This is a genomic window from Paludibacterium denitrificans, from assembly GCF_009707705.1.
Taxonomy (GTDB): Bacteria; Pseudomonadota; Gammaproteobacteria; order Burkholderiales; family Chromobacteriaceae; genus Paludibacterium_A; species Paludibacterium_A denitrificans.
Genome location: NZ_WLYX01000001.1, coordinates 2,441,410 through 2,461,517, shown reverse-complemented (window position 1 = coordinate 2,461,517; position 20,108 = coordinate 2,441,410). Strand labels below are relative to the sequence as shown.

General features: G+C 58.7%; 18 protein-coding genes and 3 pseudogenes. 8 read left to right on the top strand and 13 right to left on the bottom strand.

What is annotated here, in order from left to right; genetic code table 11:
• Nucleotides 1-163: 163 nt before the first annotated feature.
• Entirely contained in the window at nt 164-1,651 is a 1,488-nt protein-coding gene (gene nadB, locus GKE73_RS15915) for an L-aspartate oxidase (protein ID WP_230370711.1), read from the top strand.
• A 53-nt stretch (nt 1,652-1,704) separates the two neighbouring features.
• Here the strand turns inward: nadB and GKE73_RS15910 are convergent, their stop codons facing one another.
• Entirely contained in the window at nt 1,705-2,577 is an 873-nt protein-coding gene (locus tag GKE73_RS15910; protein ID WP_230370710.1) for a sensor histidine kinase, read from the bottom strand.
• Nucleotides 2,543-4,033 (bottom strand): PAS domain S-box protein, encoded by a 1,491-nt coding sequence (locus tag GKE73_RS15905; protein ID WP_230370709.1) that lies wholly within the window; start codon nt 4,031-4,033, stop codon nt 2,543-2,545. The genes GKE73_RS15910 and GKE73_RS15905 overlap by 35 nt, the downstream gene beginning before the upstream one ends.
• Before the next feature lie 135 nt (nt 4,034-4,168).
• Between GKE73_RS15905 and dctP (GKE73_RS25000) the strand changes: the two are divergent.
• The 4 genes and pseudogenes from dctP (GKE73_RS25000) to GKE73_RS15890 all read left to right on the top strand — a co-directional run.
• Nucleotides 4,169-4,711, top strand: a pseudogene (gene dctP / locus GKE73_RS25000) (TRAP transporter substrate-binding protein DctP); the annotation flags it as partial.
• A gap of 40 nt (nt 4,712-4,751) precedes the next feature.
• Nucleotides 4,752-5,177, top strand: coding sequence for a TRAP transporter substrate-binding protein DctP (dctP, locus tag GKE73_RS24995; RefSeq protein WP_312854486.1), 426 nt, complete (start codon nt 4,752-4,754; stop codon nt 5,175-5,177).
• Nucleotides 5,178-5,344: 167 nt separating this feature from the next.
• A complete protein-coding gene (locus GKE73_RS15895; RefSeq protein WP_230370708.1) occupies nt 5,345-7,615 on the top strand; it encodes an NADP-dependent malic enzyme in 2,271 nt (756 codons plus the stop codon).
• Between the two features lie 95 nt (nt 7,616-7,710).
• On the top strand, nt 7,711-7,959 hold the full coding sequence (locus GKE73_RS15890) for a PhaM family polyhydroxyalkanoate granule multifunctional regulatory protein (RefSeq protein WP_230370707.1): 249 nt from the start codon (nt 7,711-7,713) through the stop codon (nt 7,957-7,959).
• Nucleotides 7,960-8,251: 292 nt separating this feature from the next.
• On the opposite strand, the gene GKE73_RS15885 is transcribed toward GKE73_RS15890, so the two are convergent.
• Nucleotides 8,252-8,608: a hypothetical protein gene (locus GKE73_RS15885; RefSeq protein ID WP_230370706.1), complete on the bottom strand. Its 357-nt coding sequence runs from the start codon at nt 8,606-8,608 to the stop codon at nt 8,252-8,254.
• 37 nt (nt 8,609-8,645) lie between these two features.
• Here GKE73_RS15885 and GKE73_RS15880 point away from each other — a divergent pair, with 37 nt between their 5' ends.
• Nucleotides 8,646-9,242, top strand: coding sequence for a hypothetical protein (locus GKE73_RS15880; protein WP_230370705.1), 597 nt, complete (start codon nt 8,646-8,648; stop codon nt 9,240-9,242).
• A 187-nt stretch (nt 9,243-9,429) separates the two neighbouring features.
• Here GKE73_RS15880 and GKE73_RS23980 read toward each other — a convergent pair whose 3' ends face one another.
• Genes GKE73_RS23980 through GKE73_RS23970 form a run of 3 tightly spaced genes read right to left on the bottom strand, consistent with a single transcriptional unit; the run spans nt 9,430 to nt 10,030 of the window.
• Nucleotides 9,430-9,555, bottom strand: coding sequence for a hypothetical protein (locus tag GKE73_RS23980; protein ID WP_280954981.1), 126 nt, complete (start codon nt 9,553-9,555; stop codon nt 9,430-9,432).
• Nucleotides 9,556-9,575: 20 nt separating this feature from the next.
• Nucleotides 9,576-9,785, bottom strand: coding sequence for a flavin reductase family protein (locus GKE73_RS23975; protein WP_312854485.1), 210 nt, complete (start codon nt 9,783-9,785; stop codon nt 9,576-9,578).
• The gene (locus GKE73_RS23970) at nt 9,782-10,030 is read right to left on the bottom strand and encodes a flavin reductase family protein (RefSeq protein ID WP_280954980.1); all 249 of its coding nucleotides are present in this window, start codon (nt 10,028-10,030) and stop codon (nt 9,782-9,784) included. The genes GKE73_RS23975 and GKE73_RS23970 overlap by 4 nt, the downstream gene beginning before the upstream one ends.
• A 133-nt stretch (nt 10,031-10,163) precedes the next feature.
• Here GKE73_RS23970 and dnaE point away from each other — a divergent pair.
• Nucleotides 10,164-13,611 (top strand): annotated as a pseudogene (gene dnaE, locus GKE73_RS15870) (DNA polymerase III subunit alpha).
• A gap of 62 nt (nt 13,612-13,673) precedes the next feature.
• Here dnaE and GKE73_RS23965 read toward each other — a convergent pair.
• From GKE73_RS23965 to GKE73_RS15860, 3 genes are read right to left on the bottom strand one after another with little or no spacing between them, the layout of a single operon-like run.
• Nucleotides 13,674-14,072 carry a methyl-accepting chemotaxis protein gene (locus tag GKE73_RS23965; RefSeq protein WP_312854484.1) on the bottom strand — a complete coding sequence of 133 codons (399 nt, stop codon included), beginning with the start codon at nt 14,070-14,072 and terminating at the stop codon, nt 13,674-13,676.
• A 23-nt stretch (nt 14,073-14,095) separates the two neighbouring features.
• Complete coding sequence (locus GKE73_RS23960) at nt 14,096-15,172, bottom strand: methyl-accepting chemotaxis protein (RefSeq protein ID WP_280954979.1); 1,077 nt, start codon at nt 15,170-15,172, stop codon at nt 14,096-14,098.
• Complete coding sequence (locus GKE73_RS15860) at nt 15,135-15,827, bottom strand: hypothetical protein (protein ID WP_230370704.1); 693 nt, start codon at nt 15,825-15,827, stop codon at nt 15,135-15,137. Before GKE73_RS15860 ends, GKE73_RS23960 begins: the two co-directional genes overlap by 38 nt.
• A gap of 456 nt (nt 15,828-16,283) precedes the next feature.
• On the opposite strand from GKE73_RS15860, the gene GKE73_RS15855 reads away from it, so the two are divergent.
• On the top strand, nt 16,284-16,712 hold the full coding sequence (locus GKE73_RS15855; RefSeq protein ID WP_230370703.1) for a VOC family protein: 429 nt from the start codon (nt 16,284-16,286) through the stop codon (nt 16,710-16,712).
• A gap of 137 nt (nt 16,713-16,849) precedes the next feature.
• On the opposite strand, the pseudogene GKE73_RS15850 reads toward GKE73_RS15855, so the two are convergent.
• The 4 genes and pseudogenes from GKE73_RS15850 to GKE73_RS15835 form a co-directional block, all read right to left on the bottom strand.
• Nucleotides 16,850-17,660 (bottom strand): annotated as a pseudogene (locus tag GKE73_RS15850) (MetQ/NlpA family ABC transporter substrate-binding protein).
• 89 nt (nt 17,661-17,749) lie between these two features.
• Nucleotides 17,750-18,436: a methionine ABC transporter permease gene (locus GKE73_RS15845; RefSeq protein ID WP_230370702.1), complete on the bottom strand. Its 687-nt coding sequence runs from the start codon at nt 18,434-18,436 to the stop codon at nt 17,750-17,752.
• Nucleotides 18,436-19,173: a methionine ABC transporter ATP-binding protein gene (locus tag GKE73_RS15840; protein ID WP_230370701.1), complete on the bottom strand. Its 738-nt coding sequence runs from the start codon at nt 19,171-19,173 to the stop codon at nt 18,436-18,438. The genes GKE73_RS15845 and GKE73_RS15840 overlap by 1 nt, the downstream gene beginning before the upstream one ends.
• A 283-nt stretch (nt 19,174-19,456) precedes the next feature.
• Nucleotides 19,457-20,095, bottom strand: coding sequence for an endonuclease/exonuclease/phosphatase family protein (locus tag GKE73_RS15835; protein WP_312854483.1), 639 nt, complete (start codon nt 20,093-20,095; stop codon nt 19,457-19,459).
• Nucleotides 20,096-20,108 lie beyond the last annotated feature (13 nt).

The following is a 20,108-nucleotide window of genomic DNA, read 5'->3' as shown; positions in this document are numbered from 1 at the left end:
GTTTCTGATACTCTTATATACCTTCAGTATCGATAGATCGCCTGAGGCGGAAGAAAACCATGCTTAAGTTTGATGTTCTGATTGTTGGCAGCGGTCTTGCCGGAATGACCCGGCTCTTCATCTGGCTGAACGTCGCAAAGTTGGTCTGATTACCAAACGGGATTTGCTGGAAGCCAGTTCCTCTTATGCTCAAGGCGGGATTGCTGCCGTCCTGGACACGGAAGATTCGGTTGAGGAGCATATCCGCGACACGCTGATTGCCGGAGCTGGTCTGTGCAACGAAAAGACTACTCGCTTTATTGTTGAGAATTCCAAAGAAGCCATTGAATGGCTGATTGCGCTGGGGGTTCCGTTTACCAAAGATGAAACCCATAAAACCGGCTATCACCTGACGCGCGAAGGCGGCCACAGCCATCGCCGTATCATTCACGCTGCCGATGCCACCGGCGCGGCGGTGACGTCCACGCTGGGCCAGAAGATCAAGGCTCACCCGAATATCACTGTGCTGGAAGAATTCATTGGTCTGGATCTGATTACTTCGCGCACGCTGGGGCTGGAAGGCAATCGGGTATACGGTGTGTACGCGCTGGACAAACAGGCCGATGAGGTAGTGACGATTGGCGCCAAGCACACCATTCTGGCTTCTGGCGGCACCGGCAAGGTATATCTCTATACCACCAATCCGGATACGGCCACCGGCGATGGCATTGCCATGGGCTGGCGCGCGGGCTGCCGTGTGGGCAACATGGAGTTTATCCAGTTCCACCCCACCTGCCTGTACCATCCGCATAGCAAATCGTTCCTGATTTCCGAAGCTGTACGCGGTGAAGGTGGCATTTTGCGCCTGCCGGATGGTACGCGCTTCATGCCGAAGCACGATCCACGCGCGGAACTGGCGCCGCGCGATGTTGTGGCACGTGCCATCGACTTTGAAATGAAGAAGCATGGCCTTGACCATGTGAATCTGGATATTTCGTACAAACCTTCCAGCTTTGTGAAGGAACACTTCCCTAACATCTATGCCCACTGCACCGGAACTGGGCATCGACATCACGCAGGAACCGATTCCGGTGGTGTGGCGCACTACACCTGCGGTGGTCTGGTGACTGACCTGAAAGGCCATACCGATCTGGATGGCTTGTACGCAGTGGGAGAAGTGGCCTGTACCGGGCTGCATGGCGCCAACCGGCTGGCCAGCAACTCGTTGCTGGAATGCATGGTGATTGGCAAGGCGGCCGCCGAAGACATTCTCGCCAGCGAAGATGTGGCACTGCCGAAGATTCCGGACTGGGATGACAGCCGCGTCACCGACCCGGATGAAGAAGTGGCCATTTCGCACAACTGGGACGAATTGCGCCGCGCCATGTGGGATTACGTCGGCATCGTACGTACCAACAAGCGTCTGGAACGCGCACTGAACCGTATCCGCTTGCTGTCTGAGGAAATTCACGAGTATTACAGCAATTTCCATGTCAGCAATGATTTGATCGAGTTGCGTAACCTCGTGCAAACGGCGGAGTTGATCGTGCGCTCAGCGCTGGATCGCAAGGAAAGCCGTGGCCTACATTACAGCCGTGACTATCCGGAGACGTTGGCCGAAGCCAAGGAAACCATCTTGACGCCGGAACGGCCGCAACAGCTGGGCGACTAGCTTTTCGGCCAACTCGGGTTGATAAAAAAACGGTGCTCTCGGGCACCGTTTTTTTATGCGTTGGCTGACGGGAGTTGAGGCGGCAATGCTGTTCCTGCCGCCAGCGGCAGGGTGAACCAGAACACGCAGCCGTCGCCGGGCACCGACTCGACGCCAAACTGGCCACGGTGGAATTCGACAATGGAGCGGCAAATATTGAGGCCAATGCCCATGCCTTCCACCTTGGTGGAATAAAACGGGGTGAACAGGTTGTCTTTGATGGCAGCAGCCAGCCCGGGGCCGTTGTCGGCCACTTCCACGCGCCAGTTTACTGGCGTAATGGCGGTGCTGACCCGCACACAGGGCCGACGGGTGTGGCCATCCTGCATGGCTTCGATGGCGTTTTTCATCAGATTGAGCAACACCTGCTCGATCAGCACCGGGTCCATATCCAGCAAGCAATCAGCCGCCTGCTGTTGTACCTGCAGCTGCACACCGGCCTTGCTGGCCAGACTTTCGGCCAACCCTGCCGCCCGCAATACCACGCGAGAGGGATCGACATGTTCCAGTTGCGGCTCGTGCTTTTTGACGAAGGCGCGGATGCTGTTGACGATCTGACCGGCGCGACGTGCCTGCTCGGCGATGGCCTGCACGGCTTCGCGCACGCCTCGCGGCAAGGTCATGTCTTCCGGCAAACGGCGCATCAGCCCGGCGGCATACGTATTGATGGCTGTAAGCGGCTGGTTAAGCTCATGCGCCGGGCTGGACGCCATTTCGCCCATGGCGATCAGCCGTGAAGTATTCTGGAAGCGCTCCTGCTGGCTTTGCTCGCGCGCTTCGCGCTCCTTGTCTTCGGTGATGTCGGCCAGAATCACCAGCCGGGCGGCCTCGCCGTTGACCCAGTCGATACGCTCAACGGTGCAGCTGGAACCAGTGTTGTCCTTCATCCACGGCAAATTCGGCACCGAGATTGTCCTGCCCTCCCGCTTCGGCCAACCCCGGCAACAACACGCAACACGGGGCATCCGGTTCTTCCTGTAGCCACAGATAGGCAAAAGTGGGGTTGGCGTACAGCAGCTGGCCGTTTTCGGCATCCACCACGCACACCCCGGCCTGCAGCCCATTGAGCACCGTGAGGAAACGTTGATGCGAGGCATTCAGCGCCAGGCGCTGGCGCTTGCGTTCGGTAATGTCGAACAACGTGGCGATCCAGCCATGGTGACGGCCATCCTGTTCGATCAGCGGCGTAGCGTACAAGCGCACCTCGATAGATTCGCCACTTTTGCGCTGGAAGCGCAATTCGAAGCCCAGCTCCGGTTGCTGGCCATGGCGCACCGCATCCATGGCGGCCTGTAGCAGCGGGTAGTCGTTCTTCGGCCAGAACGAATGCGGCGGTTTCTGGCCGACCAACTCTTCCGAGCCATAGCCCAACAGCTCGCAAAAAGCGCGATTCACGCGCACGATTTCGCCTTGCAGGCCAAAGGTCACCAGCCCGCTTTTCATGCAGTCTTCAATGGCCCGGCGCAATGACACCTCCACCGCCAGTGCATGTTCCGCCTCGGAGCGTTCCCGCACATGACGGCGAATCCGCCAGACAGAATAAATCAGCGCCGCCGCCAGCAGCAGGATCAACCCGGTAAGCACCGGTAGCGTCAGCCCAAGCCCGGTGCGATAACTCACTGCCTTGAGGGACAAGCCATAGCCCGGCGGATCAAAACTGGTTTGATGGGAAATGTTGCTGGGATGCTCGCTGGAGTCAAACTTGCTGGCCAGTGTCTTGCCGTCCAGATCCTGAATGCTGATGTAATTTTTTGAAGCAATCCACCACGGCACCTGGTGATAGAGCAGCAAATCCAATTGGTAAATCACACGCAGGCCGCCACGCGGCTTGCCGTCATCGATCATCGGCACGGCCAGATCGAAACGGTATTTGCCATCCGCCCCCAGATACGGCGGGCTGTACGATGGCCGCAGCAGGCGCGCGGCGCGCCACAGGGCATCGTATTCCTGCCGGGTCAGCTGTTTGCCATCATTGCGCTGGCCGTGCTGATCCCACAGCACCTTGCCATGGGTATCGACCCACTGCACATTGGCCACTTCCGGGTTTTCGCGGATGAAAAACTCCACCACGCTGGCAAACTTGCGGCTATTGACCCGCGATGCCAGCACATCACTGGCCAGCGTGTCAGCCCGGGCCTGATGGCCCTCCATGTGCAGGCGTAACGACTGCTCCAGCCAGAGCACTTCCTGAATCAGGTTATCCTGCTGCTCGTCTTTCCAGTCGCGGTAAACCAGATAAAACAGGCCGCCCAATGCCACCATCAACGCCAGCAGCGTAACGGCAGTTGTGAACCACAGCAGGCGCGGCACACGACGCCGGGCAAGGAAATCAATGACGGACATAGGCAGCGAGGGAAAGCCGCAATGCGGAAGTCCCCAATGGATGGCAAATGAACAGCCCTCTACTTTACACCGGAATAAAAGCCAGCTGATGGCTGATAAAATACATCGCTATAACAACACAGCGGGATACAGAGGATGAAGCTGAAACAGGCACTGGCCATGGCCGTGCTGGTCTTGGGCTGGCTGGGCTTGCCCGCTTGCGCCAGCGCGGAAATCATCATCCGGTTCAGCCACGTGGTGGCACCGGATACGCCAAAGGGCAAGGCGGCCGCATATTTCAAGAAGTTGGCCGAAAGCCGCACCGGCGGCAAAGTGCGCGTGTTGATCTACCCGAATAGCCAGCTATACAAGGATAAAGACGAGCTGGAGGCGCTGCAGCTGGGCGCCGTGCAGATGCTGGCCCCCAGTCTGGCCAAGTTCGGCCCGTTGGGCATCAAGGAATTTGAAGTCTTCGACCTGCCCTACCTGTTTGACGATTACCGCGCGGTCAACCGGGTGCTCAACGGCAGCCTTGGCAGCCAGTTGCTCGGCTTACTGGAAAGCAAGGGCATCAAGGGGCTGGCGTACTGGGACAACGGCTTCAAGAATTTTTCGGCCAACCGCCCGATTCGCCGTCCCGGCGACCTGAAAGGCCTGAAGATCCGCGTGCAGCCATCCAAGGTTCTGGAAGAAGAAATCCGTGCCGTAGGCGGCCAGCCGCAAATCATGGCGTTTTCCGATGTCTATCAGGCCTTGCGTGTTAAGCGTGGTGGACGGGGCGGAGATGGAAGGCTCCAACTTCTACACCAGCCGCGCCTATCAGGTACAAAAACACCTGACGCTCACCAACCATGGTTTTCTGGGCTATGCAGTAATCGTCAACAAGAAATTCTGGGATGGCCTGCCCAGCGATATCCGTCGCACGCTGGAGGGCGCCATGCAGGACGCCACCCGCTATGCCAACGATATTGCCAAGCAGGAGAATGACAAGGCGCTGGCCAGTATCCGCGCCTCCGGCAAGACCGTCATTTACACCCCGACGGCGCAGGAGCGGGCGGCATTCAAGCGCGCGCTCTGGCCTGTGCATGCGCGCATGGCCAGCCGTATCGGGCCGGGGCTGTTACAAGCCATTTACCGGGAAACAGGTTTCCGACCGGGACACTGAGACAGCGCCCGATGCCACTGGAATTTTACCGTTATGGCAAAGGATGAAAATTAGTGTCGCGTTTTTTGTCGGACACGGCATAGCCCCATGCAGGGTTAGCCCTTATAATAAGCGGTTATCGCTGAACGTACTTAAAAGAAACCTCATCTAATCAGGAGCTCTCGATAATGGACGAGCAATTGCGTCAAAGCGCACTCGAGTATCACCAGTATCCGAACCACGGCAAGATCCAAGTTGCACCGACCAAACCTTTGGCCACCCAGCGCGACTTAGCCCTTGCCTACTCACCGGGTGTCGCCGCCGCATGCGATGCCATTGTTGAAGACCCACTCAACGCCTACAAATACACCGCCCGTGGCAACCTGGTGGCCGTGATCTCCAACGGCACCGCCGTACTGGGTCTGGGCAATATCGGCGCTCTGGTAAACAAGCCGGTCATGGAAGGTAAAGGCGTACTGTTCAAGAAATTTGCCGGTATCGACGTGTTCGATATCGAAGTCAATGAGCTGGACCCGGACAAGCTGGTGGATATCGTCTGCTCGCTGGAACCGACCTTTGGCGGTATCAACCTGGAAGACATCAAGGCGCCGGAATGCTTCTACATCGAGAAGAAATGCCGCGAACGCATGAATATTCCGGTATTCCACGATGACCAGCACGGTACGGCCATTGTTTCCGCAGCCGCCATCCTCAACGGCCTGCGCCTGATCAACAAGAAAATCGAAGAAGTCCGCCCGGTAACCTCCGGTGCCGGTGCGGCGGCCATTGCCTGCATGGAATTGCTGGTGGCATTGGGCATGACCCGCGAAAACATCACCGTCTGCGACTCCAAAGGGGTGATCTATCAGGGCCGCGACGACAAGATGGACGAAACCAAGAAGCGTTTTGCCATTCAGGACAACGGCCAACGCAAGCTGGCCGATGCCATGGTTGGCGCCGACATCTTCCTCGGTCTGTCTGGTCCGAAACTGGTAACGCAGGACATGGTACGTTCCATGGCCCGTGACCCGATGATTCTGGCGCTAGCCAACCCGGAACCGGAAATCCTGCCGCCGCTGGTCAAGGAAGTCCGTTCCGACGCCATCACCTGCACCGGCCGTTCCGATTTCCCGAACCAGGTCAACAACGTCCTGTGCTTCCCGTTCATCTTCCGTGGTGCGCTGGACGTGGGCGCCACCACCATCAATGAAGAAATGAAGCTGGCCTGTGTTCGCGCCATCGCTGATCTGGCCATGGCCGAACAGTCCGATGTTGTGGCCTCTGCCTATGGTGATCAGGAACTGTCGTTTGGTCCCGAATACCTGATTCCGAAGCCGTTTGACCCGCGCCTGATCGTCAAGATCGCTCCGGCCGTAGCCAAAGCCGCCATGGATTCCGGCGTGGCCACGCGCCCGATCCCGGACTTCGATGCCTACGTCGAACAACTGGCGCAGTTCGTCTACAAGACCAACCTGTTCATGAAGCCGGTGTTCACCCGGGCGAAGAAAGAGCAGAAGCGCGTGGTGTTGGCCGAAGGCGAAGATGAACGCGTGCTACATGCCACGCAGGAAATCGTCTCCAATGGTCTGGCCAAGCCGATCCTGATCGGTCGTCCGTCGGTGATCGAAAAACGCATCGAGAAACTCGGCCTCAAGCTCAAGGCGGGTGAAGACTTCGAGCTGGTCAACAACGAATCCGATCCGCGTTTCAACGAATACTGGCGCGAGTATTACAACCTGACCAAGCGTCAGGGTGTCTCGCAGGAACAGGCTCGTCGTCGCGTGATCGGCAACTCCACGCTGATCGGTACCCTGATGCTGCGTCGTGGCGAAGCCGATGCGCTGATTTGCGGGACCTATGGTTCCTACCGTCAGCACTTCGACATCGTGGAAAAGGTGATTGGCTACGCTGATCAGGACAAGGGCGCCGCGGCGATGAACGCGTTGATCTTGCCGACCGGCAACATCTTCATCACCGACACCTACGTCAATGCCAACCCGAATGCCGAACAGCTGGCTGCCATCACCGACATGGCCGCGACGTCGGTCCGCCGTTTCGGTATCGTGCCCAAGGCAGCGCTGTTGTCCAACTCCAGCTTTGGCACCGTGCAGTCGCCGTCGGCTGGCAAGATGTCCGACGCGCTGGCGCTGATCCAGCAAACCAACCCGACGCTGGAAATCGATGGCGAGATGCAAGGCGACGCCGCACTGGTGGAAGCCATTCGCCAGCAAGCCATGCCGGATACCACGCTCAAGGGTTCGGCCAACCTGCTGATCATGCCGAACGTGGAAGCCGCCAACATCAGCTATAACCTGCTGCGTGTTTCCGCCTCGGACGGCGTGACGATTGGCCCGATCCTGATGGGTATGGCCAAGCCGGTACACATCCTGACGCCGATCTCGTCGGTACGTCGCATCGTCAACATGGTGGCACTGGCCGCCGTGGATGCGCAGGGCTAAACCAGCCCCGCACCGACGCACGCCAAAGCGGCTTATACTGAACGGACAGCCCACGGGTTGTCCGTTTTTATTTCCATCCGGAGGAGAACAACATCATGAGCGCCGACTTCAACCCCACCGACCCGTTCAGCCTGTTCCGTCAACTCTGGCAAAACAGTACGCCACCGGGTGCACAACCGTTTCTGCCGCCGATGAGCGAAGAAGAAATCGAGCGCAAACAGGCCGAACTGCGCGTGGTGGAAAGCTGGCTGACCATGAACCTTGGCATGGTGGCGATGCAGATCAAGACACTGGACATGCAAAAAGCCGCCCTCGCCGCCCTGACCCCGAAAACCGACAAGTAACTGGTAACTCAGCACTGCATGGCTTTGTTAATGGTATGGACGCCAAGAAATAGCCGCAGCTACTCCGGACCGAGTCAGCGTCGACGGCCATCCCGTTCGCGCTTAAACTAATGCTCCGTTCATGGGGAGACGCAGCATGGGTTTGGCGCAAGACATCGAGGACATCCGGGCTGGAATCAAGTCGGGCCGGTTTGCGAACGAGGCCTCGGTCTCGCAAGGCATCGTCCTGCGGATTCTGAACGCCCTCTCGTGGCCGACCTACGACACCCGGGTCGTCTGCCCCGAATTTTCCTTATCGGGCCGCCGCGTGGATTACGCCCTGTGCCATCCCGCCAGCAAGCCGATCGCCTTCGTCGAGGTCAAGCAGATCGGACAGAGCGACGGGGCCGAGCGGCAGCTCTTCGAATACGCCTTTCACACCGGCGTCCCGATGGCGATCCTGACCGACGGTCAGGAGTGGAATTTCTTCCTCCCTGCCGAGCAGGGCGATTATGGCGAGCGGCGGGTCTATAAGCTCGACATCGTGGAACGGGACATGAAGGAGTGCGTCTCGCGGCTCGAACGCTACCTGCGGCACGACGCGATCGCCTCCGGGGCCGCCATCGATGCAGCCCGGCAGGATTACCGCAATCTCGCCCGCGAGCGGCAAATTGAATCCACGCTGGCTAGCCGCATGGGACCGTCTGATGGAGGACGAGGACGAAATGCTCTTGGAGATCGTCTCCGACAAGGTGGAGAGCCTGTGCGGCTTCAAGCCCGCCCCCGACACCGTCGCCCGATTCTTGAAGTCGAGGACCAAGGGTGGTGTCGTCATGGGTGCTCACCGGTACCAAGCTCCGCAATCCAGAATCTCCCAGCCGACCTCCCAAGCCCCGATCGCTCCGGCCCCGATCCAACGCCCTGCGGCACCCCCTGCGCGAAAGGGAGCAGCCTTCCCCACATCGATCGGCTTCGTCCTCGACGGACAACACCACGCGGGCCGCAACGCCTGCGATGTGATGATCCAAGCTTTCGAGACTCTGGCGGCGAGGGACGCCTCTTTTCCCGAGCGGTTCGCGGCCCTACCCAAGCATGGGAGGACCCGCCGTTATCTGTCTAAGACTCGCGACGAACTTTACCCTGACAGGCCTGACCTTTGCCGGGAGTACTCCACCAAGCTGAAATCCGGCTGGTGGGTCAGCACCAACCACAGCCGGGCGACCATCCGCCGAATCATCGAGATGGCCTGTGATGTCGTCGGCCTACGGTTCGGCTCCGATTTAACCGTCAATCTCGGCGACTGACGGCTTCCAGCTCCGGAACGAAAAGAGGGGGGCCAGCTTCGGCCCTCCTCTTATTTTCTTGCTCTGACCTGGATGGTTTGAAGGTTTTCACCCCCTCCGCCCATTGCCGCTAGCCCTAAATTATTTCAACAGATTCAGGAAACGGCTCGATCACATGATGGCGTTTTACGTTGGATCACGGCAGACCTTACGGCCGCTGCATGGCAAAGACATCGCGCGTGGTGCTGTAGTCGTCGCCCGCCAGCTTGCCGATGGCATCCAGCGCCTTCGAATCGAGCTTGCCATCCTGCCAGAGGGCATCGTCAACATGCACATGGCGGACATCGCCCAGAATCAGCTCGCTGCGCCCGGCCCCGCGCCCAGCGACTGACTGGAGCGCAAGGTACATTCGAAACGTACCGGAGCCCCGGCCACCCCGGGGGCTCGCACCTGCAGGCTGCGCGCCTTTTCCAGCCCGGCCAGATCGAATTCATCCACCTCAGCCGGATACTGGCCACAGGACAGATTCATGGCTTCGGCCAACTCTTGGCTGACGATGTTCACCACAAAATCGCCCGTGGAGCGGATATTCGCCGGGTATCTTTCTCCCCGCCATTTGACGGGCGGATGACGCTGAACGCCAACACCGGCGGATTCACGCTGGCCACGGTGAAAAACGAGAACGGCGCCAGATTGGCCACTCCGTGCAGATTCTGCGTACTGACCCAGGCAATCGGCCGTGGCAGCACGCTGCTGACGAGTAATCGGTAAACGCTGCTGGGCTCCAGTTCCCGGATATCCTGTTGCATGTCGAGTCCCTTGCTTTTTTAAGAATGACTTCATTCTAATACCGCACCGCAACAAAATAGTAGCCTGTTTGTAAAATGCCAAATCTTGTCCGGGCGCTGCTGCACGACCGCGTGCCTGCGGTAGAATGACGGGATGACTGCACCCCGCTTTATCCATTTACGCCTGCACTCCGAATTCTCCATCACCGACGGCATCGTCCAGCTCGACGACGCGGTTAAACGGGCGGTGAAGGACAGCATGCCTGCGCTTGGCATGTCGGACCTGATGAACATCTTTGGCATGGTCAAGTTTTACAAATCATGCCGGGGCAAGGGCATCAAGCCCATCGTGTCCTGCGATATCTGGCTGCAAAACGACGATGACCGCGACAAGCCATACCGGCTGATGCTCACCGTCAAGAATCGCGCCGGTTATAAACGGTTGTGCCAGCTGCTGGCCGATGCCTATACGCACAATCAGTACCGCGGCCGGGCGGAAATCAAGCGCGAATGGCTGGAAAACGGCGACAACAGCAACCTGTTGTGCCTGTCCGGGGCACACCATGGCGACGTCGGGCTGGCGTTGTCAATGGGCCAACACGACGAAGCACGGCGCCGGGCCGATTATTGGGCACGGCTGTTTCCCGGCGGCTTCTATCTGGAATTGCAGCGGATCAACAATCCGCAGGTGGAAAACGTCGTGCAGTCCACCGTGTGGCTGGTAAGCGAAACCGGCTTGCCGGTAGTGGCCACCCACCCGATCCAGTTCATGGAGCCGGACGACTTCAAGGCGCACGAAGCGCGCGTCTGCATTGCCGAAGGCTATACCCTGTCCGACAAGCGCTTAAGCCAAAGAACTTTGACGAGTGCCAATATTTCCTCAGCGAAGCGCAGATGGCGGAGCGTTTTGCCGACATCCCGGAAGCACTGGCCAACACGGTAGAAATCGCCAAACGCTGCAACGTCACCATCGAGCTGGGGCACAACTACCTGCCCAATTTCCCGACGCCCGACGGCATGACGCTGGACGATTATCTGGTCAAACGCTCGCGCGACGGGCTGGAAGAACGGCTGCCCAAGCTTTATCCCGACCCGCAGCAGTTGGCCGAAAACCGCGCGCGCTACGACGAGCGTTTGCAGACCGAGCTGAACACCATCATCCAGATGGGGTTTCCGGGTTACTTCCTGATCGTGGCCGACTTCATCAACTGGGCCAAGAACAACGGCTGCCCGGTGGGGCCGGGCCGTGGTTCCGGTGTTAGGCAGTCTGGTGGCGTTCAGCCTGAAGATTACCGATATCGACCCGCTGCAATACGCCCTGCTGTTTGAACGCTTCCTCAACCCGGAACGGGTGTCCATGCCTGACTTTGACGTGGACTTCTGTCAGGACAACCGTTACCGCGTGATCGAATACGTACGTCAGGCCTACGGCGCCGAGGCCGTCAGCCAGATCGCCACCTTCGGCACCATGGCCGCCAAGGCGGTGGTGCGCGACGTTGGCCGCGTGCTCGACCTGCCGTACAGCTTCTGCGATGGCGTATCCAAGCTGATTCCGGCCGCGCCGGGCAAGCATTTCAGTCTGGACGATGCGGTCGAGATGGAACCGGTACTGAAAGAGCGGCTGGAAAATGAAGAAGAACTGCGCGAACTGTGGGCGCTGGCGAAAAAACTGGAAGGCCTGACCCGCAACATCGGCATGCACGCGGGGGGCGTGCTGATTGCACCGGGCAAGATCACCGACTTCTGCCCGATGTACAAAGCCAGTGGCGAAGATGCCGTGCCGGTGTCGATGCTGGACAAGGACGACGTGGAACAGGTCGGGCTGGTGAAGTTCGACTTTCTGGGCTTACGCAACCTCACCATCATCGACCGGCAGTGCGCTACATCAAGCAGCTCGACCCCAGCTTCGACACCGACCTCGAGTTACTGGAGTTTACCGACCCGGCCGCCTACAAGATTTTGCAGGAAGCCAATACCACGGCCGTCTTCCAGCTTGAATCGGACGGCATGAAACGGCTGTTGGAAAAGCTGAAGCCTGACCGCTTTGAAGACATCATCGCCGTGCTGGCGCTGTACCGGCCGGGCCCGCTCGGCTCAGGCATGGTGGATGACTTCATCCTGCGTAAAGCTTAAGCAAACAGGAAGTGGACTATTTCCACCCCGACCTGAAAGGCTGTCTCGACCCGACCTATGGCGTGATCGTGTATCAGGAACAGGTGATGCAGATCTCGCAGATCATCGGCGGCTACACGCTCGGCGGCGCTGACATGCTACGCCGTGCAATGGGGAAGAAAAAAGCCGAAGAAATGGCCAAGCACCGCAGCCTGATCGCGGAAGGTGCCGCCAAGAAAGGCTACGACCCCAAGTTGGCCGAAATGCTGTTCGACTTGATGGCCAAGTTTGCCGAGTACGGTTTCAACAAGTCACACACCGCCGCCTACGCCGTGGTGTCGTACCAGACCGCCTGGCTCAAGGCGCATCACTGCGCCGCCTTCATGGCCGCTACCATGTCGTCGGAACTGGACAACACCGATCAGCTCAAGGTGTTCTACGACGACTGTCTGGTCAACAAGCTGGAATTCCTGCCGCCGGACGTCAACGAAAGCTTCTACCGCTTCGTCCCGGTGGACCGTCAGCACATCCGCTATGCGCTGGGCGCTATCAAGGGCACAGGTGAAGCGGCGGTGGATCACATCGTCGCCGTACGCAACGAAGGCGGGCCGTTTACCGACCTGTTCGACTTCTGCCAGCGCACCGACAAGAAAACCGTCAACAAACGGGTGATCGAATCGCTGATCCGCGCCGGGGCGTTTGACGCGCTGGAACCCAACCGCGCCAAGCTGTTTGCCAACGTCGGCCTCGCCATGGAAGCGGCGGAACAACAACACGCCAACGCCAATCAGGGCGGCCTGTTCGACCTGCTGGGTGACGACGTGGCACCGCCGGTCCCGATGGTGGAAACCCGGCCGTGGAACGATGCCGTCAAGTTGGCCGAAGAGAAACTCGCCGTCGGGTTTTACCTGTCCGGCCACCCGTTCAGCGCCTACGCGCAGGAAGTGCGCGGCTTCATCAAAACACCGCTGGCACGGCTGGTGCCCAAACGCGAGCCGCAGCTGCTGGTAAGCTTTGTCACCGGCATCCGCGTCAAGGTGGGCAACCGCGGCAAAATGGCCTTTGTGCAACTGGACGATGGCAGTACCAAACTGGAAGTCAGCCTGTTTGCCGAAAGCTACGAAGCCAACCGCAGTAAGCTGAAAGACGACACGGTATTGGTGGTGGAAGGCAAGGTCAGCGAGGATAACTTCTCCGGTGGCCTGCGCATCATTGCCGACAAGGTCTACGAACTGGGCGAAGCACGCAGCCGCTATGCCCGCAGCCTGTCGCTGCAAATGAACGGCAACAGTGATGTCGGCAAGCTCAAAACCCTGTTACAACCGTTTCAGAGTGAAGAAGCCGGTTGTCCGGTACGTATCAGCTACAACAATGGCCGGGCACGTGGTGACCTGATGCTGCCGCCAGCCTGGGGCGTGCGGCTGGACGACGGATTGTTGCTGTCTTTACGCGACTGGCTGGGCGAAGACAGCGTGCGTGTGCTGTGGTAAGCCTGCGCGACTAAGGGAAAGTTGGCCGACTTCCCGTGGAGGTCGGCCAACGTCGTTACTGCTCAGGCTTTGCTGTCACTGACCTTGAACTGGGCAGACAAATGCGTCAGCCGCTCAATGGTATGGCGCGTTTCGCCCACGCTACGCGACAACGCATGCACCGCCTCATGCATGCTATCCACCACCTTGACCACATGCAGCGCCGCATCGGACTGCTCGCGCCCGCCGGAAGCCAGATCGCCAATGGTGGCAAACAGGTTTTCCACCAGATCGCGGCTGGAACGGTTATCACTGGCCGCTTCCTCAGCCAGTCGTAAGCCCTCTTCCACGCCTTCGATGCCCGCTTCCACCGTCACCGCCGCCTGCTCGGCCTGACCACGCACTTTGCTGATCATGCTTTCGATTTCCACCGTGGCACCGCTGGTGCGTTCGGCCAACTTGCGCACCTCGTCCGCCACCACGGCAAAGCCCCGGCCCGCCTCGCTTAAGCGCGCGCCGCTTCAATCGCCGCATTCAGCGCCAACAGGTTGGTCTGCTCGGCAATTTCCTGAATCACCGTCACGATGGAACCGATTGCCCGGGTGCTATCGGCCAGCGTGCGCAAGGTTTGCGCCGTGGTCAGCACGGTATCGCGGATTTCACCGGTGCGCTGCGACACCTCGGCAAACTGCTGACGGGTATTCTGCGATTGCGCCAGCAGGCTGGCTTTCATCTGCTCGGCGCTGGCCGTCGCGCCCTCCAGCTTCTGTGACTGCGCCTCCAGCGACGACAGCGTCTGGCGCATGGTCACGCTTACCGCCCGGGCGGCCAGACTGGTGGAGTCGTTATGTTGCTGCATCTGGCGGTTGTCAGTTTCCAGATCGGACGAGGCCAGCAGCACGCGCCCCAGCGTGGCGTCCGTGGTATCAATCAGGCTGTTGATCCATTGCGCCATCACCCCGGCTTCGTCGTGTACAAGTCCTTGTCGCTCAATGCGCAAGCGCAGGTTGCCATCGCCCTCGGCAATATTGCGTACCATCTGGCTGATCTGGCGCAAGCGCTTGGCCAGCGGCTGCGCCATCAGGCGGCGGTACATCAGCGCACCACTCAAACCCAGCGACAACGACATCAACTTGGCCAGCCAGAACGGCAACCCCACCTCGCCCAGAATGGCATCAGCCAGCCAGACGACGCCAACAATGGCCAGATAGCCGCGCATCATGCGGTAGCTGACCGAGCGATAGCGATACACTTCTTCCAGATCCGCTTCGCACATCATGCCCCAAGTATCCGGCGAACCCGGCAGGCTAAAGGTCACGCCCTTGCCGATCACCGGCACGTGGCGATAATCCGCATAACCGGGATAGGTAACAAACAGGTTGCTGCCCTGACGGATGGTTTCGCGCACGCCGGGATGCAATTGCCCGGTAGCCGGGTCGTTGAACACCAGCTCGAACTCGGTGTGCTCACGCACCCGCACCACGCCATAAGCCGTCTTGACGCCATCTTTAAGATTGGCTCCACCCTGATTGACGCTCCCATCTTCAAAGCGCGAACGCGACAGCGCGGTGATTAGCCACAATCGAGCGATCAAACACCGAGCGCACCATGAACAGATAGTTATCGCCCGACTCATGAAAAATGTGCCCCGCCTCGCGCTGGATCAGGTCGCTCATCACATCATTTGGCACCCGCGCACACAGGCAGCCAAGCACCACGCCGTCCTTGATCACCGGCTGATAGAACATCAGCGTCACGGCATCGTGAAAACGCGAGCTTGTCGGCCCCAGCGTCTTCGTCACCGGGTCAATATAGGGGCCATGCAGAAACGGCGCCTTCAAGCCCTGCGCCAGCGCCTGCGCATTGAGTCCGCTACTGCCTTCGCGCGAGCGGACGCTGGACGCCAGCACCTTGCCATCGGGCTGCACAAAGCTCAGTTCCGAGGCATCTTTCAGCATGCGGGCTGCATCCGTCAGACGCGCGTCACCGGGCTGTGGCAATTGCAGGGCACACTGCTGGGCCAATACCTCCAGCCGCTGCCAGTGCAATGTCGCCCATTGCGTCAGCAGCTTGACACGGGTGGAGGCAAAACTTTCGAAGGTGTTTTCCAGCGCCGGATAGCGGTCACGGTTAATGCCGCACGACCACTTCATCACCAGCTTGCCGGTCCTTCCCCATAGAGGTAGCCAGCTGCGCTCGGCGCGGCTTAAGGCCATGTTGGTACTTAGCAGACTCATTTACAGCTCCGGGGCTTTTATTATTAGTTTCACTTCAAGACCAAGCTAATCCGTTGTGGGACACGGCCATTCCGACCCAAATCAGGGCAAAAAACCCCAATATTGGGCGCAGGCAGCCGTTTCTCGCCACATAACGGTGCAACCGTGTTGTTGCGCAAGGGGATGATCTGTCGGGGAAATACGCGTAGAGAATCGTGGCCGTCGTTATGCCATGTGCTTTAGCCAATACCAGCCATGGAGTTTGATCGGTCTACCAGAACGCCTGTCTCACGACACACCATCGACCGCATGCAAGCCTTCGTCGCGCCCAAGCAACAGGCAGACAACGACTTACAACAACGTTTTAACAGCAAGGGTCATGCCAACTGTCGCATCTGGCTGGGTTTAGCAAGTGATGGCTTAAGCCGACATATGATTAAAAAACAGCACGACAGACAGCAAAAAGAGGAGACAACCATGCAACGTCATTACGGCCGCCTGCTGGAGCAGGTCTATCTCGTAGTAAATGATCTGGAACGCAGCAAGCGCTTTTATCGCACGGTACTGCAAGCACTGGGGCTGGACTTGTCCGGCGAAGGCGCCGATTACTTCTGGGCAGATGAGCTGTTTGTTTCCAGCGGCGAGCACCCGGTTACTGCGCATCTGGCGTTTCAGGCCACGGACGAATTGGCGGTGGAACGCTTCCAGCAGGCCGGGCTGCAGGCTGGGGGTCAGCTCTATCCAGCATCGCGGCTGACCGGGCCACTCGCTTGCGGCCGCACCGTGCGTCTGCGCGACCCGGACGGCAACATCATCGAGGCGGTCTATCACGGCCCCGATACCCTGCCCCGCGTGCGCGCCCACGCCAGCCAGCCGGTGGCCAGCCCCTTCATCATCAGCGAATAGATTCCAGCGCATGACAAGGTTGGCCGAAAACGACGATGAGGCAGACTTTCGGCCAACCTCTCTGCCGCAGGCAAAAAAAACGGAGGACAAAAGTCCTCCGGGAAGCCTTGTAGCCGGGATAGTTACAAGAAAAACACTTATTTCCGGGCTTGCGGGAATTTATAGCCAACAAACTTCTTCTTGGCCCAAGCCTTGAATTCGTTGGAGTTGTAAGCCGCTACCACATCCTTGGCCCACGGCTTGGCCACGTCAGCCGACTTCACCACGCCCCAGTTCACGTAGGCGTAGCTCTTTTCCTGATAGATGGCTTCGGTCAGCTTGATGCCGGAGCTGATGGCGTAGTTACCGTTTACCACGGCAAAATCAACATCGGCACGCGAACGCGGCAGTTGGGCGGCTTCCAACTGCACAATCTTGATCTTCTTCACGTTTTGCGCGATGTCATGTTCGGAAGCCGTCAGCGGGTTGATACCCGGCTTCAGCTTGATCCAGCCCAGATCATTCAGCATCACCAGCGCACGGGCAAAGTTGGACGGATCGTTCGGGGCGGAAACGGTCGAGCCCACTTTCACATTCGCCAGTTTCTTCAGCTTGTTTAAGCATAGATGCCCAGCGGCGCGGTCGGTACCGGAACACCGGGGTCAGCGTCAGCTTGTGTTCCTTGGCAAAGCTGTCCAGATACGGTTTGTGCTGGAACACGTTTACATCCAGCGCGCCTTCCTGCAATGCCAGGTTAGGACGCACGTAGTCGGTGAATTCCACCAACTTGACCTTGTAGCCTTTCTTTTCCGGGATCGGCTTGATCGATTGTTTTACCTGATCACCGAAATCACCCACGGTGGTACCGATAACGATTTCCTTCTTGGCCGGATCGGCGGCCAGAACGGAGCTTACCAGAGCCGGGCCAAGAACCGAAGCGGTAAGGGCTTTCAGAGCAAATCTGCGCATTTTTATCTCCTTTTGGGATTGTCTTTGTCACATCGCGGCCGACGGCAGATAGTCCGTCAGGGCCGAGTCTTACAACGGTAAAAACAGAATCAGCGTTTATCCAGCCGGGCGGCGAGGCGGTTACCAATAAACTGGATCACCTGCACAATCACCACCAGCAACAGCACCATGGCCACCATGATGTCGGTTTCAAACCGGTAGTAACCGTAGCGGATGGCGAGGTCACCAATGCCACCGCCGCCCACTACCCCGGCCACGGCGGTGTAGCTCAAGAAGCTGATGGTCAGAATGGTCAGGCTGGAAATCAGGCCAGCACGAGCCTCGTTGATCAGCACCTTGCAGATAATCTGCATCGGGCTCGCACCCATCGCCTCGGCGGCTTCCACCACCCCGCGCGGAATCTCGCGCAGGGTCTGTTCCACCAGACGGGCAAAATACGGGATCGCCGCAAACGACAGCGGCACCGAGGCCGCCACCGGGCCAATGGTGCTCCCCACAATCAAACGGGTCAGCGGCACCAGCGACACCATCAGGATGATGAACGGGAAGGAACGCACCAGATTCACCAGCCAGCTCAACACCCCATTGATAACCTTGTGGGCAAATAGCTGCCCCGGTTGCGACAGATACAGCAAAATCCCCAGCGGCCCGCCGATGAAAATAGCCGTGGCCAGCCCCACACCCAGCATGACCAGCGTTTCCTGGCAGGCCTGCCAGATTTCCGGCGCCATCGAACTCAAGTTCTGCAAGGCATCATTCAGTACGCTCAGGTCCATTACGCAGCCTCCAGCAGAGAACGGGCAAGATCGGATTCCGCCTCAACCACGCCATTTTTCACATCCACCACTTCCACCAGCTTGCCGTGATCAAGCACCGCCGCGCGCTGGCAGATGGCTCGGACCACGCCCATCTCGTGCGTGACGATCACCACCGTCACGCCAAAGCGCGTATTGATATCTTTCAGACAGTCCAGAATCGACTGCGTGGTTTTCGGATCGAGAGCCGAGGTCGGCTCATCGGCCAGAATCACCTTGGGGTTGGGCGCCAACGCGCGGGCAATGCCAACGCGCTGTTTCTGGCCACCGGAGAGCTGTGCCGGGTAATGGCTGGCACGATCAGACAGGTTCACAATCTCCAGACATTCGGCCACCCGTTGCTGGATTTGTGCTTTCGGCCAACCGGCAATTTCCAGCGGAAACGCCACATTGTCGGCCACGGTACGGTTGGCCAGCAGGTTAAACTGCTGGAACACCATGCCGATATTCTGACGCGCATGGCGCAAGTCACGCGCCGACAAACTGGTGAGATCCTGACCGGCCACGATCACTGCACCGGCGTCCGGCCGCTCCAAAAGATTGATCAGCCGTAGCAAGGTGGATTTGCCTGCGCCGGAAAAACCGATCAGGCCAAAGATTTCACCGGGAGCCACTGAGAGCGAGGTATCGGATACGGCATCGAACCAGCCACCTTCTGGGCGGCGGAATCGTTTGCGAACATTTTGTAAATGAATCATTCCTGACTACTCCAAAAGCAAAAGCCCGCCGAAATGGGGCGGGCTTTTGCTGGGCAATCTTCAAAAAGATTATTACAACCGGAAGGTCGGCTGCCCACGCTTTAGCTGTTTATCGCCCGCAAGCTGTGTTCAAATCGGCGTCAAATTTGATTGGAATTGAACATCTATTTTCATTTGATGTCAACCTGATCGCGAAAACAATTAGAAATCTGTCGCATTTAACCAAATATTTAAACTTTATATAACATATAAATATAAGCGTATATCCAGCGCTGCCATCGGCTCATTTCGGCTGCAGCACCGCCGTCAACGGCAGATGGTCTGACAAACGCGACCAGGGCAAGCCACGCAACACCTTGGCATCCACCACCTTGAGCCCGCGCACGTAGATACGGTCCAGCGGCAGGATGGGCAGACGGGCCGGAAAACTCAGCGCATGTTGGCCGAACAGGCCATGAAATACCTCGTGCAAACCGGCCTCGCGCAGCAGGTGTAGCGAAGCTTCACCACGCCAGTCATTAAAATCCCCAGCCAGAATCAGCGGCAGATCGGGCGGGATATTGTCGCGGATGTAGCGTACCAGCGCGGCATACTGCTTGCGCCGGTCATGGGCCAGCAAGTTGAGATGGGCACACAATGCCACCACCGGTTTCGGCCAACCTTGTGGCATCAGCACACCATGCAGCACCCCGCGGCTCTCGAAGCGGTTGACCGAAATATCCCGGTTGCACCATTCCTGAATCGGATAGCGCGACAGCAAGGCATTGCCATGATGGCCGTAGTCGTAGGCCGCATTCAGCCCGTACGCCACCTTGTGCTCCAGCTTGCGGGCCAGATAGGTATGTTGCGGCACGGCTGGCCACGCCTCATGACGCAAGGCACGGCGCCGGTTGCGCCCTTGCACTTCCTGCAAAAACAGCAAATCGGGCGCCAGC